The 13,500-nt window shown below is 60.7% G+C and carries 14 protein-coding genes; 12 read left to right on the forward strand and 2 right to left on the reverse strand.

Going from position 1 to position 13,500, the window contains the following annotated elements:
* The first annotated feature begins 1 nt into the window (after position 1).
* The 10 genes from rplO (at position 2) to bfr (ending at position 7,219) form a co-directional block, all read left to right on the forward strand.
* Entirely contained in the window at positions 2-439 is a 438-nt protein-coding gene (rplO, locus tag CAG41_RS12975; protein WP_003228720.1) for a 50S ribosomal protein L15, read from the forward strand.
* Entirely contained in the window at positions 440-1,768 is a 1,329-nt protein-coding gene (gene secY, locus CAG41_RS12980; protein ID WP_003228718.1) for a preprotein translocase subunit SecY, read from the forward strand.
* Positions 1,769-1,795: 27 nt separating this feature from the next.
* Positions 1,796-1,912 carry a 50S ribosomal protein L36 gene (gene rpmJ / locus CAG41_RS12985; protein WP_002555468.1) on the forward strand — a complete coding sequence of 39 codons (117 nt, stop codon included), beginning with the start codon at positions 1,796-1,798 and terminating at the stop codon, positions 1,910-1,912.
* Positions 1,913-2,042: 130 nt separating this feature from the next.
* Positions 2,043-2,399, forward strand: a complete 357-nt coding sequence (gene rpsM, locus CAG41_RS12990) for a 30S ribosomal protein S13 (protein WP_003186020.1) — start codon at positions 2,043-2,045, stop codon at positions 2,397-2,399.
* A 30-nt stretch (positions 2,400-2,429) separates the two neighbouring features.
* Positions 2,430-2,819, forward strand: a complete 390-nt coding sequence (rpsK, locus tag CAG41_RS12995; RefSeq protein WP_002555466.1) for a 30S ribosomal protein S11 — start codon at positions 2,430-2,432, stop codon at positions 2,817-2,819.
* Between the two features lie 18 nt (positions 2,820-2,837).
* Positions 2,838-3,458: a 30S ribosomal protein S4 gene (gene rpsD, locus CAG41_RS13000; RefSeq protein WP_011063772.1), complete on the forward strand. Its 621-nt coding sequence runs from the start codon at positions 2,838-2,840 to the stop codon at positions 3,456-3,458.
* Positions 3,459-3,480: 22 nt separating this feature from the next.
* Complete coding sequence (rpoA, locus tag CAG41_RS13005) at positions 3,481-4,482, forward strand: DNA-directed RNA polymerase subunit alpha (RefSeq protein ID WP_003186012.1); 1,002 nt, start codon at positions 3,481-3,483, stop codon at positions 4,480-4,482.
* Positions 4,483-4,524: 42 nt separating this feature from the next.
* Positions 4,525-4,911 (forward strand): 50S ribosomal protein L17, encoded by a 387-nt coding sequence (rplQ, locus tag CAG41_RS13010; protein ID WP_007955635.1) that lies wholly within the window; start codon positions 4,525-4,527, stop codon positions 4,909-4,911.
* Positions 4,912-5,150: 239 nt separating this feature from the next.
* Complete coding sequence (locus tag CAG41_RS13015; RefSeq protein WP_085585814.1) at positions 5,151-6,605, forward strand: catalase; 1,455 nt, start codon at positions 5,151-5,153, stop codon at positions 6,603-6,605.
* A 149-nt stretch (positions 6,606-6,754) separates the two neighbouring features.
* On the forward strand, positions 6,755-7,219 hold the full coding sequence (bfr, locus tag CAG41_RS13020) for a bacterioferritin (RefSeq protein ID WP_085585816.1): 465 nt from the start codon (positions 6,755-6,757) through the stop codon (positions 7,217-7,219).
* A 63-nt stretch (positions 7,220-7,282) separates the two neighbouring features.
* Here the strand turns inward: bfr and uvrA are convergent, their stop codons facing one another.
* On the reverse strand, positions 7,283-10,117 hold the full coding sequence (gene uvrA / locus CAG41_RS13025; RefSeq protein WP_085585818.1) for an excinuclease ABC subunit UvrA: 2,835 nt from the start codon (positions 10,115-10,117) through the stop codon (positions 7,283-7,285).
* Positions 10,118-10,308: 191 nt separating this feature from the next.
* Between uvrA and CAG41_RS13030 the strand changes: the two genes are divergently transcribed.
* On the forward strand, positions 10,309-11,706 hold the full coding sequence (locus CAG41_RS13030) for an MFS transporter (protein WP_085585820.1): 1,398 nt from the start codon (positions 10,309-10,311) through the stop codon (positions 11,704-11,706).
* A 9-nt stretch (positions 11,707-11,715) separates the two neighbouring features.
* Positions 11,716-12,240 carry a single-stranded DNA-binding protein gene (locus CAG41_RS13035; RefSeq protein WP_085585822.1) on the forward strand — a complete coding sequence of 175 codons (525 nt, stop codon included), beginning with the start codon at positions 11,716-11,718 and terminating at the stop codon, positions 12,238-12,240.
* A 102-nt stretch (positions 12,241-12,342) separates the two neighbouring features.
* Here the strand turns inward: CAG41_RS13035 and CAG41_RS13040 are convergent, their stop codons facing one another.
* Entirely contained in the window at positions 12,343-13,500 is a 1,158-nt protein-coding gene (locus CAG41_RS13040; RefSeq protein WP_085707075.1) for a glutathionylspermidine synthase family protein, read from the reverse strand.

The raw sequence follows: 13,500 nt of genomic DNA on the forward strand, positions 1-13,500 counted from the left end.
GATGAAACTCAATGATCTGAGTCCAGCGCCGGGTTCCCGTCGCGAAAAGCATCGTCCGGGCCGTGGTATCGGTAGCGGTTTGGGTAAGACTGGTGGCCGTGGTCACAAAGGTCAGACCTCCCGTTCCGGTGGCACCATCGCTCCAGGCTTTGAAGGCGGTCAACAGCCGCTGCACCGTCGCCTGCCGAAGTTCGGTTTCGTTTCCCTGAAAGCCATGGACCGCGCAGAAGTGCGTCTGTCCGAGCTGGCCAAAGTGGAAGGCGACATCGTCACCGTGCAGTCCCTGAAAGATGCCAACGTGATCAACGTCAACGTACAGCGCGTGAAAATCATGCTGTCCGGTGAAGTGACTCGCGCTGTCACTATCGGCAAGGGAATCGGCGCCACCAAAGGTGCGCGCGCGGCTATCGAAGCAGCTGGCGGCAAGTTCGAGGAATAAATGGCTAAGCAAGGTGCTCTCTCTGCGCTCGGCAAAGGCGGTATGTCTGAACTCTGGGCTCGTCTGCGTTTTCTGTTCCTGGCGATCATCGTCTACCGAATAGGCGCACACATCCCGGTTCCAGGTATCAACCCGGACCGTCTCGCAGACCTGTTTCGACAGAATGAGGGGACCATTCTTAGCTTGTTCAACATGTTTTCCGGCGGCGCGCTGGAGCGGATGAGCATCTTTGCACTGGGGATCATGCCGTACATTTCGGCATCGATCATCATGCAGCTGATGACCGCCGTCAGCCCGCAGCTGGAGCAGTTGAAGAAGGAAGGTGAAGCTGGCCGTCGCAAGATCAGCCAGTACACCCGCTACGGCACCGTCGTCCTAGCTCTCGTCCAGGCAATTGGCATGTCCATTGGCCTGGCGGGGCAGGGCGTTGCGTTCACTGGTGACTTCGGCTTCCATTTCGTCGCGGTATCCACGTTTGTGGCTGGCGCGATGTTCATGATGTGGCTGGGTGAGCAGATTACTGAGCGTGGTGTAGGCAACGGTATCTCGATGCTGATTTTTTCGGGTATCGTCGCCGGTCTTCCGAGAGCGATCGGGCAGTCTTTCGAGTCTGCGCGTCAGGGTGACATCAACATTTTCGCCCTGGTTGCCATCGGTCTGCTGGCAGTAGCGATTATCGGTTTCGTGGTGTTCATTGAGCGTGGTCAGCGTCGTATCGCCGTTCACTACGCCAAGCGTCAGCAGGGCCGCAAGGTCTTTGCTGCGCAGACCAGCCACTTGCCGCTGAAAGTGAACATGGCCGGTGTCATTCCGGCTATTTTCGCAAGCAGCATTCTGCTGTTTCCGGCTTCGTTGGGTGCCTGGTTCGGTCAGTCTGAAGGTATGGGCTGGTTGCAGGACATCTCGCAGTCGATCGCTCCTGGTCAGCCGTTGAATATTCTGCTGTTTAGTGCAGGGATTATTTTCTTCTGCTTCTTCTATACGGCGTTGATGTTCAATCCGAAAGACGTAGCGGAAAACCTGAAGAAGTCCGGTGCCTTTATTCCGGGCATCCGTCCAGGTGAGCAGTCTGCGCGCTACATTGATGGCGTTCTGACTCGCTTGACCATGTTCGGTGCTCTTTACATGACGGCCGTGTGCCTGCTGCCCCAGTTCCTGGTGGTTGCGGCAAACGTTCCGTTCTACCTTGGCGGGACCTCGTTGCTGATCGTGGTCGTGGTTGTGATGGACTTTATGTCCCAAGTACAATCGCACCTCGTTTCGCACCAGTACGAATCCCTGATGAAGAAAGCCAACCTGAAGGGTTACGGCAGCGGCATGTTGCGCTGAGTACCCATAAGGTTCGAGGAGTTGGTGATGAAAGTTCGTGCATCGGTGAAAAAGCTGTGCCGTAACTGCAAGATTATTCGCCGCGAAGGTGTTGTTCGAGTAATTTGCAGCGCGGAACCGCGTCACAAGCAGCGCCAAGGCTGAGTGTGATCGTGCTTCAAGCCCGGCAGCTAGTGTGCTGCCGGGTTGATTATTTGTTATTACAGCGATATTATCTCGCGCCCTATTTCTTGGCTTCCGGGGCGTAGGTAGCTGTCAATTGGAGTCCCACTGAATGGCCCGTATTGCAGGCGTTAACATTCCAGATAACAAGCATACTGTTATCTCGCTGACCTACATCTATGGTGTCGGTCGCACTACCGCGCAGAAAATCTGTGCGGTGACTGGGGTAAACCCAGCAGCAAAGATCAAGGATCTGAGCGACGAGCAAATTGAACAGCTGCGTGGCGAAGTCGCGAAGTTCACCACTGAAGGTGACCTGCGTCGCGAAATCAACATGAAAATCAAGCGCTTGATGGACCTCGGTTGCTATCGCGGTCTGCGTCATCGTCGTGGTCTGCCAGTACGCGGTCAGCGTACCAAGACCAACGCGCGTACCCGTAAAGGTCCGCGTAAGCCGATCCGCAAGTAATCGCCCCAGCGAATCGACAGGAATTTAATCATGGCAAAACCTGCTGCTCGTCCTCGTAAAAAAGTTAAAAAGACAGTGGTTGATGGCATCGCCCACATCCATGCCTCTTTTAACAACACCATCGTGACCATCACCGACCGTCAAGGTAACGCTCTTTCCTGGGCTACCTCCGGTGGTTCGGGTTTCCGCGGTTCCCGCAAGTCCACCCCGTTCGCGGCTCAAGTAGCTGCTGAACGTGCTGGTCAAGCTGCGCTGGAATACGGCCTGAAAAACCTCGACGTGAACGTCAAGGGCCCAGGTCCAGGTCGTGAATCCGCAGTCCGCGCTCTGAACGGCTGTGGCTACAAGATCGCCAGCATCACCGACGTGACGCCAATCCCGCACAACGGGTGCCGTCCGCCGAAGAAGCGCCGCGTGTAATCCAGGAGATTGTAAAGAATGGCTCGTTACATTGGTCCAAAATGCAAACTGGCTCGTCGCGAAGGCACCGATCTCTTCCTGAAGAGCGGCGTGCGCGCGATCGAATCGAAGTGCAACATTGAAGCAGCACCTGGTATCCACGGCCAGCGCCGCGGTCGCCAGTCCGACTACGGCACCCAACTGCGTGAGAAGCAGAAGGTTCGTCGTATCTACGGCGTTCTCGAGCGTCAGTTCAGCGGCTACTACAAGCAAGCCGCTGGCAAGAAAGGTGCAACCGGTGAAAACCTGCTGCAACTGCTCGAATGCCGTCTGGACAACGTCGTATACCGTATGGGCTTCGGCTCCACCCGTGCCGAATCCCGTCAGCTGGTATCGCACAAGTCGATCAGCGTTAACGGTCAGACCGTAAACGTTCCGTCCTACCAGGTTCGTGCTGGTGACGTGGTCGCTGTTCGCGAGAAAGCAAAAAACCAACTTCGCATTGTCCAAGCTCTCGATCTGTGTGCTCAACGTGGCCGCGTAGAGTGGGTAGAAGTAGACACTGAGAAGAAGTCGGGCGTTTTCAAGAACGTTCCAGCTCGCAGTGATCTGTCCGCCGACATCAACGAAAGCCTGATTGTCGAGCTCTACTCCAAGTAAGGGCTAGAAAATAGGTGCATCCATGCAGATTTCGGTAAATGAGTTCCTGACACCCCGCCATATTGATGTGCAGGTTGTCAGTCCAACCCGCGCCAAGATCACCCTCGAGCCTCTCGAGCGTGGTTTTGGCCACACCCTGGGCAACGCGCTGCGCCGCATCCTGTTGTCCTCAATGCCCGGCTGCGCAGTAGTCGAGGCCGAGATTGACGGTGTGCTCCACGAGTACAGCGCCATCGAAGGTGTACAGGAAGACGTAATTGAAATCCTGTTGAACCTTAAAGGTCTGGCTATCAAGCTGCATGGCCGTGACGAAGTTACGCTGACCTTGTCGAAGAAGGGTTCGGGGGTGGTTACCGCTGCCGATATTCAGCTGGATCATGATGTCGAGATCGTTAACCCCGATCACGTAATCGCTAACCTGGCGTCCAACGGCGCCCTGAACATGAAGCTCACCGTAGCTCGTGGTCGTGGTTATGAGCCGGCCGACTCGCGTCAAAGCGATGAAGACGAAAGCCGCAGCATCGGTCGCTTGCAGCTCGACTCTTCGTTCAGCCCGGTTCGCCGTATCGCATACGTGGTGGAAAACGCCCGTGTCGAGCAGCGCACCAACCTGGACAAGCTGGTTATTGATCTGGAAACCAACGGTACCCTGGATCCTGAAGAGGCCATCCGTCGTGCTGCAACCATCCTGCAACAGCAGTTGGCTGCGTTCGTCGATCTCAAAGGTGACAGTGAGCCAGTGGTTGTCGAGCAGGAAGACGAGATCGATCCGATCCTGCTTCGCCCGGTTGACGATCTGGAACTGACTGTACGTTCGGCCAACTGCCTTAAGGCGGAAAACATCTACTACATCGGCGACCTGATTCAGCGCACCGAAGTAGAGCTGTTGAAGACTCCGAACCTGGGCAAGAAATCCTTGACCGAAATCAAGGACGTTCTGGCCTCCCGCGGTCTGTCCCTCGGCATGCGCCTCGACAACTGGCCGCCTGCAAGTCTTAAGAAGGACGACAAGGCGACTGCCTGATCGTCGTAATCACCGAACGTTGTGTTTGGTAAGGAATGAACCATGCGTCATCGTAAAAGTGGTCGTCACCTGAGCCGCACCAGCTCCCACCGTAAGGCTATGTTCCAGAACATGGCGGTGTCGCTGTTCGAGCACGAGCTGATCAAAACTACTCTGCCAAAAGCCAAAGAACTGCGCCGCGTTGCCGAGCCGCTGATCACTCTGGCCAAGACAGACAGCGTTGCTAACCGTCGTCTGGCTTTCGACCGTACTCGTTCGAAAGCGATCGTCGGCAAGCTCTTCAACGATCTGGGCAAGCGTTACGCTACCCGTGAGGGTGGCTACCTGCGCATCCTCAAGTGCGGTTTCCGCGCTGGCGACAACGCTCCTATGGCGTACGTCGAGCTGGTTGATCGCGCTGTCGGCGGCGAAGCTGTATCCGCTGAGTAAGACGTCAGTCTGAAACAAGAAAACCGGGCCTGGTGCCCGGTTTTTTTGTGCCCGCAAGAAATGCGTCTTGCGTACAAGCCAATGGCTGCTTTCCGTTGTCACTATGGCGTGGGATTTGTAATTGCAAATATCTATTGCTGCCTGCAAGTTTATGAATTTGTAGCTATCAAAGTGATGGTCAATACTCCCCACCAAGCCGATTAGCCGGCAGTTCCAGACTGACAGAGGAAGAAGATCGCATGAGCCAGAGCAAGACGCTTACGACCGCCAGTGGCGCACCTGTCGCCGACAACCAGAACTCCCGTTCCGCCGGGCCGCGCGGCCCATTGCTGTTGGATGACTTTCATCTGATCGAGAAGCTTGCCCACTTCAACCGCGAAAACATTCCGGAGCGTCGTGTGCACGCCAAAGGCTCGGGGGCTTACGGTACCTTCACGGTCACGCGTGACATCACCCAGTACACCCGGGCCAGTCTGTTCTCGGCGGTCGGCAAGCAAACCCCGACATTCCTGCGCTTCTCCACTGTCGGCGGTGAACGCGGATCGGCGGACACCGAGCGCGATCCCCGCGGCTTCGCGTTGAAGTTCTACACCGAGGAAGGCAACTGGGACATCGTCGGCAACAACACGCCGGTGTTCTTCATTCGCGACCCATTGAAGTTCCCGGACTTCATCCACACCCAAAAGCGCCTGCCGCAGAGCAACCTGAAAAGTGCACAGGCCATGTGGGATTTCTGGTCGCATTCCCCGGAGGCGCTGCACCAGGTCACAATCCTGTTTTCCGACCGCGGCATTCCTGACGGATACCGTCACATGCACGGTTTCGGCAGCCACACCTACAGCTTGATCAATGCCAACGGCGAGCGTCATTGGGTGAAGTGGCACTACAAGACCCTGCAAGGCATCAAGAACCTGGCGCCGGCGGACGCGGCCCGTTTGGCCGGCACCGATCCTGATTACGCCCAGCGTGACCTGTTCGAAGCCATCGAGCGCGGTGATTTCCCGAAATGGCGCGTGTGCATTCAGATCATGACCGAGGCCCAGGCCTCCGCGCATTACGAGAACCCGTTCGATGTGACCAAGACCTGGTCGCAGAAGGAGTTTCCGTTGATCGAGGTCGGCGAGCTCGAGCTCAACCGCAACCCGCTGAACTACTTCGCCGAGGTCGAGCAGGCGGCGTTCGGCCCAAGCAACATGGTGCCCGGCGTCGGCCTGTCGCCGGATCGCATGCTGCAAGGTCGCGTGTTCGCCTACGCCGATGCGCACCGCTATCGTGTCGGCACCAATCACCAGCAACTGCCGGTGAATGCGCCGCGCAGCCCGGTGAACACCTATCAGCGCGACGGTTCCATGGCCTTCGGCAGCAATGGCGGGGCTGCGCCCAACTACGAGCCGAACAGCTACGTGGAGTCGCCGAAGCAGGCACCGCATTATGCGGAGCCGGCATTGGTCCTTAGTGGGGCTGCGGATCGCTACGATCACCGTGAGGACACCGACTACTACAGCCATGCCGGTGCGCTGTTCCGGCTGATGAGCGACGAGCAGAAGGCGTTGCTGACCCGCAACATCGCCGGGGCAATGGCCGGTGTGTCGAGCGATGTCGTCGACCGCCAGCTGCAGCATTTCTTCAAGGCCGACCCGGCGTATGGAGAAGCGATCGCAAAGCTGCTCAACGTACAGCTGAGCGAAGTCTAAACGAGAAGCAGAACCGCCCTCATTAGGGCGGTTTTTGCGTTATTTAGGCTGGTTTTCTAAGAATATCCTCGCTTTTATTGCGCGAAGCGGGTGACCTTCCAGTCAGGTTGGTTCAAACTACAGACTTTCAGGAAGGGAGATGTAGGGCGATGCAAGGCCACCCAGACGTTATCGATTACCTCAACACGTTGCTGACCGGCGAACTGGCCGCGCGTGACCAATATTTCGTTCACTCGCGGATGTATGAGGACTGGGGATTCACCAAGCTCTACGAACGGATCAACCACGAGATGGAAGAAGAGGCCGGTCACGCAGACGCGCTGATGCGCCGGATCCTGATGCTTGAAGGCACTCCGCGTATGCGCCCGGATGACCTGGATGTCGGCACCACCGTGCCGGAAATGCTCGAAGCGGATCTGCGCCTGGAGTACAAGGTTCGCGCCGCGCTGTGCAAAGGCATCGAACTCTGCGAGCAGCACAAGGACTACGTCAGCCGCGAGATCCTGCGGGTTCAGCTCAACGACACCGAAGAAGACCACACCTACTGGCTCGAAAAGCAGTTGGGCCTGATCAAGCTGATCGGTCTCGAGAACTACCTGCAATCCCACGCTTGAGGGTTGCGATGTAAAAAAGCCCCGGCCACCTCACGGTGACCGGGGCTTTTTCATGCCCGGGGATCAGGCCCGGTCGCGGATCAGCAACGGTTTGAGGTAGTGGCCGGTGTGCGACTGCGGCATCTCGGCGACTTCTTCCGGCGTGCCGGTGGCGATGATCTGTCCGCCCTTCGATCCGCCTTCCGGCCCCAGGTCCACCAGCCAGTCGGCCGTCTTGATCACATCCAGGTTGTGCTCGATCACCACCACGGTGTTGCCGTGGTCGCGCAGGCGATGGAGCACGTCGAGCAGTTGCTGGATGTCGGCGAAGTGCAGGCCTGTGGTCGGCTCGTCGAGGATGTACAGGGTCTTGCCGGTGTCGCGCTTGGATAGCTCGCGGGACAGCTTGACCCGTTGCGCCTCGCCGCCGGACAGGGTCGTCGCCGACTGTCCGAGCTTGATGTACGACAGCCCCACGTCCATCAGCGTCTGCAGCTTGCGCGCCAGGGCCGGCACCGCGTCGAAGAACTCCCGCGCTTCCTCGATGGTCATTTCGAGGGTTTCGTGGATGCTCTTGCCCTTGTATTTGATCTCAAGGGTCTCGCGGTTGTAGCGCTTGCTCTTGCACACGTCGCACGGCACGTAGATGTCCGGCAGGAAGTGCATCTCCACCTTGATCAGGCCGTCGCCCTGGCAGGCCTCGCAGCGCCCGCCCTTGACGTTGAACGAGAAGCGCCCCGGCCCGTAGCCCCGGGAGCGGGACTCGGGGACGCCGGCGAACAGTTCGCGGATCGGCGTGAACAGCCCGGTGTAGGTCGCCGGGTTGGAGCGCGGCGTCCGGCCGATGGGGCTCTGGTCGATGTCGACCACCTTGTCGAGGTGATCCAGGCCCTTGATGCTGTCGTGCGGCGCCGCTTCCAGGGTGGTGGCGCCGTTCAGCGCGGTGGCGCTCAGCGGGAACAGCGTGTTGTTGATCAGCGTCGATTTGCCCGAGCCGGACACGCCGGTCACGCACGTCAGCAGGCCGATCGGGATTTCCAGGTCGACGTTGCGCAGGTTGTTGCCGCGGGCGCCCTTGAGCGACAGCACCTGCTTCTTGTTGCGCGGCGTGCGCTTGGCCGGCACTTCGATCTTGACCCGACCCGACAGGTACTTGCCGGTCAGGGATTCCGGATGCGCCATGACTTCGTCCGGCGAACCCTCGGCCACGATCTGCCCGCCATGGACGCCGGCGCCCGGGCCGATGTCCACCACGTAGTCGGCCAGGCGGATCGCGTCTTCGTCGTGCTCGACCACGATCACCGTGTTGCCGATGTCGCGCAGGTGCTTGAGGGTGCCCAGCAGGCGGTCGTTGTCGCGCTGGTGCAGGCCGATGGAGGGTTCGTCGAGGATGTACAGGACGCCGACCAGGCCCGCGCCGATCTGGCTGGCCAGGCGGATCCGCTGGGCCTCGCCGCCGGACAGGGTGTCGGCGCTGCGGTCCAGCGACAGGTAGTCGAGGCCGACGTTGACCAGGAACTGCAGGCGCTCGCGGATCTCCTTGAGGATCTTGTCGGCGATCTCGCCGCGGCGGCCGGTCATCTTCAGGTCGCCGAAATAGTCGCAGGCGTCGCCGATCGGCAGGTTGGTCACCGCCGGCAGGGTCTTCTCGCCGACCCACACGTGCCGCGCTTCGCGGCGCAGGCGGGTGCCGCGGCAATCCGGGCAAGCCTGGGTGCTGAGGAACTTGGCGAGCTCCTCGCGCACGCTGGCCGACTCGGTCTCGCGGTAGCGGCGCTCCAGGTTCGGCACGATGCCTTCGAACGGGTGCGAGCGCTTGACGATGTCGCCGCGGTCGTTGAGGTACTTGAAGTCGACGTTCTGCGAGCCGCTGCCGTGCAGGATGTACTTCTGGTGCTCGGCGGACAGCTGGTTGAACGGCTGCTCCAGGCTGAACCCGTAATGGGACGCCAGGGAACCCAGCATCTGGAAGTAATAGACGTTGCGCCGGTCCCAGCCGCGGATGGCGCCTTCGGCCAGGGTCAGTTCGCCGTTGACCAGGCGCTTGATGTCGAAGAACTGCTTCACGCCCAGGCCGTCGCAGGTCGGGCAGGCGCCGGCCGGGTTGTTGAAGGAGAACAGCTTCGGCTCCAGCTCGCTGATGGCGTGGCCGCAGACCGGGCAGGCGAAGCGCGCGGAGAAGATCATCTCCTCGCCCGGTTCGTCGTCCATCGGCGCCACCAGGGCGATGCCGTCCGCCAGCTTCAGTGCGGTCTCGAACGACTCGGCCAGGCGCTGCTGCAGGTCGGCGCGCACCTTGAAGCGGTCGACCACGACCTCGATCGTGTGCTTCTTCTGTTTGTCCAGCTTCGGCAACTCGTCGAGCTCGAAGAGCTTGCCGTTGACCCGGGCCCGGACGAAGCCCTGGGCGCGCAGCTCTTCGAACACCGACAGATGCTCGCCCTTGCGCTCGCGGATCACCGGGGCCAGCAGCATCAGCTTGCTGCCTTCGGGCTCGGCCAGCACCAGGTCGACCATCTGGCTGACGGTCTGCGCCTCCAGCGGGATGTCGTGGTCCGGGCAGCGCGGCGTGCCGACACGGGCGTAGAGCAGGCGCAGGTAGTCGTAGATTTCGGTGATGGTGCCGACCGTGGAGCGCGGGTTGTGCGAGGTCGACTTCTGTTCGATGGAGATCGCCGGCGACAGGCCTTCGATGGTGTCGACGTCGGGTTTTTCCATCATCGACAGGAACTGCCGGGCGTAGGCCGACAGGGACTCGACATAGCGGCGCTGGCCTTCGGCGTACAGCGTGTCGAAGGCCAGGGACGACTTGCCGGATCCGGACAGGCCGGTGATGACGATCAGCTTGTCCCGCGGCAGGGTCAGGTCGATGTTCTTCAGGTTGTGGGTACGGGCCCCACGAATCAGGATCTTGTCCAAAGTGGCCTCGCTCGGCGGGCGTCGAAAACACAGGAGTATAAGGCTAAATACTGGATGGATGCACACTATCGGGCGAAGGGATTTTTCCCTTGCATGAAGAGAATTTCATCTGCACGCGTCATAGCGTCGCGATATATCCCGTCAATCGGTGGGACTGGTAGAATCGCCGCCGGTTCACACGAGGTTTTTCCATGCACGATCCCCACAGCGAACGCATGAGTGGCAGCGAGACCCGCGCGGCGAGCGGTCTGGCCCTGGTGTTCGCCTTCCGTATGCTCGGCATGTTCATGGTGCTGCCGGTGCTGGCGACCTATGGCATGGACCTGGCGGGAGCGACCCCGGCCCTGATCGGGCTGGCGATCGGCGCTTACGGTCTGACCCAGGCGCTTTTCCAGATCCCGTTCGGGATCATTTCCGACCGCATCGGCCGCCGGCCGGTGATCTACCTGGGGCTGGTGGTCTTCGCCCTCGGCAGCGTGCTGGCCGCCCAGGCCGATTCGATCTGGGGCGTGATCGCCGGGCGGATCCTGCAGGGCGCCGGGGCGATTTCCGCGGCGGTCATGGCGCTGCTCTCCGACCTGACCCGCGAACAGCACCGCACCAAGGCCATGGCCATGATCGGCATGACCATCGGCCTGTCGTTCGCCGTGGCCATGGTGGTCGGGCCGCTGCTGACCCGCGCGTTCGGCCTGTCCGGGCTGTTCCTGGCCACCGGCGCGATGGCGCTGGTCGGCATCGCGATCATCCTGTTCATGGTGCCGCGCTCCACCGGGCCGTTGAGCCACCGCGAGTCCGGCGTGGCCCGCCAGGCGCTGCTGCCGACGCTCAAGCATCCGGACCTGCTGCGCCTGGACCTTGGCATCTTCGTGCTGCACGCGATGCTGATGTCGAGCTTCGTCGCCTTGCCCCTGGCCCTGGTGGAAAAGGCCGGGCTGCCCAAGGAACAGCACTGGTGGGTCTACCTCACCGCGCTACTGATCTCGTTCTTCGCCATGATCCCGTTCATCATCTACGGCGAGAAGCGACGCAAAATGAAACGAGTTTTGCTCGGCGCCGTGCTGACGCTGATGCTCACTGAGCTATTCTTCTGGCAGTTCGGCGACAGCCTGCGGGCGCTGGTGATCGGCACGGTGGTGTTCTTCACCGCGTTCAACCTGCTGGAGGCGTCCTTGCCGTCGCTGATCAGCAAGGTGTCGCCGGCGGGCGGCAAGGGCACGGCCATGGGCGTGTACTCCACCAGCCAGTTCCTGGGTTCCGCCCTGGGCGGGATCCTCGGCGGCTGGCTGTTCCAGCATGGCGGTCTGTCGGTTGTCTTCCTCGGATGTGCCGGCCTCGCTGCACTTTGGCTGGCCTTTGCTGTTACCATGCGCGAACCACCCTACGTGACGAGCCTGCGCTTGCCGTTGTCGCCCGAGGCGATCCGCGAAGCGGGTCTGGTCGAGCGCCTCAAGGCCCTCGTAGGGGTAACAGATGCAGTGATCGTCGCCGACGAAGCGGCGGTCTACATCAAACTGGATAAAGAATTAGTGGATCGCACCACCCTCGAACGCCTGGTGAACAACCCGGCCGAGGCGGCTTGCGAAGCCTAGGAGAACGTTATGGCCCGTGGGGTTAACAAAGTCATCTTGGTCGGCACTTGCGGCCAGGATCCCGAAGTACGCTACCTGCCCAACGGTAACGCCGTGACCAACCTGAGTCTGGCGACCAGCGAGCAGTGGACCGACAAGCAGACCGGCCAGAAGGTCGAGCGCACCGAGTGGCACCGCGTGTCGATGTTCGGCAAGGTCGCCGAGATCGCCGGTGAGTACCTGCGCAAAGGTTCGCAGGTCTACATCGAAGGCAAACTGCAGACCCGCGAGTGGGAAAAGGACGGCATCAAGCGCTACACCACCGAAATCATCGTCGACATGCAGGGCACCATGCAGCTGCTGGGCGGCCGTCCGCAGCAGGGCGACCAGAACAACTACCAGCAGGGCGGCGGCAACAACTACCAGCAGTCGGCCCCGCGCCAGCAGGCTCCGCGTCCTCAGCAGTCGGCTCCGCAGCAGCGCCCGGCGCCGCAGCAGGCCGCACCGCAGCCGGCTCCGGACTTCGACAGCTTCGATGACGACATTCCGTTCTGATTCGCTGCTGCATCTGCGCTGAATGAAAAAGGCCCGTCGTTGAACACGACGGGCCTTTTTCGTTGGGGGGAGGCGGTGCCTTGGCTGACGCCGCAGGGCCGTTCAGTCGAGGATCACGTGCGGCAGGAACCGGCTCGAATCCTTGGTGATCAGGCTGTTGTCTTCCCGTACGCCGATCCCCGCCGGCTGGTCGCCGATCACCCAGGAGCCGATCAGCGTGTAGCTGTCGCCGAACTTCGGTAAAGGCGCGAGTTCCTGCAGGATGAACGGCGCATCGGTGTAGGGCCCGTCCTCTTTGACGGTCAGGCCTTCAGCGGTCTGCAGTTCGATGTTGGCGCCTTCCCGGGAGAAGTACGGCTTGCGCACCCAGCCCTTGGGCACCGCAGCGGCCGGGTTCGGATCGAGGTGGGCGGCCAGCAGGTTGGGATGGCCGTTGTGCATTTCCCACAGCAACGGCAAGACGCCCTTGTTGGAGAGGATGGCCTTCCACGCCGGCTCGAAGAACTGTGTGTCGCACTGGGCGATCGCCGCGCCGAACGGTTCGTGGAAGATGAATTCCCAGGCGTGCAGCTTGAACAGGTGGGGGATCCAGCGATCCTCCAGGTCGACAAAGCGGCCGTCGGCGCTCAGGCCGATGTCTTCGATGTCGATGTGGCGCGATTCGATGCCGGCCTTTTCCGCGATCAGGCGCAGGTAGTCCGTGGTGCCCTTGTCCTCGACCGAACCTTTCATCGAGGCGAAATAGAATGGCCGTTTCAGCCGCAGATGGGCGAAGGCCTCGTGCAGCCGGGTGTCGATGCTGTTGAACTGGTCGGCGTGCGCCGGCAGCGTCCCGCGCTCGATGCCCTGTTCCAGCCAGCCCCACTGGAACGCCGCCGCTTCGTACAGGCTGGTGGGGGTGTCGTAGTTGAGCTCCAGCAGTTTCGCCGGGCCGTTGCCGCTGTAGGAGAAGTCCATGCGCCCGTACAGATGCGGATGACCTTCCAGCCAGGACGTTCGGATCATGTCGTAGTACGGTGCGGGAATGCTCAGGCGATCCAGCAGTTCTTCGCTGTGCACCACCCGATCCACCAGATCCATGCACATCTCGTGCAGTTCGGCGGTCGGGTCCTCAAGGTCGTTTTCGATCTGTGCCAGGGTGAAGCGGTAGTAGGCGCTTTCGTCCCAGTAAGGCTCATCGTCGATGGTGTGGAACAGAAAGCCGAGGCTTTCGGCCGTCTGTTTCCAGTCGGGGCGCTCGGCGCACAGGATCTTTTCCAT

The organism is Pseudomonas sp. B35(2017), assembly GCF_002113645.1.
Classification (GTDB): domain Bacteria; phylum Pseudomonadota; class Gammaproteobacteria; order Pseudomonadales; family Pseudomonadaceae; genus Aquipseudomonas; species Aquipseudomonas ekonensis.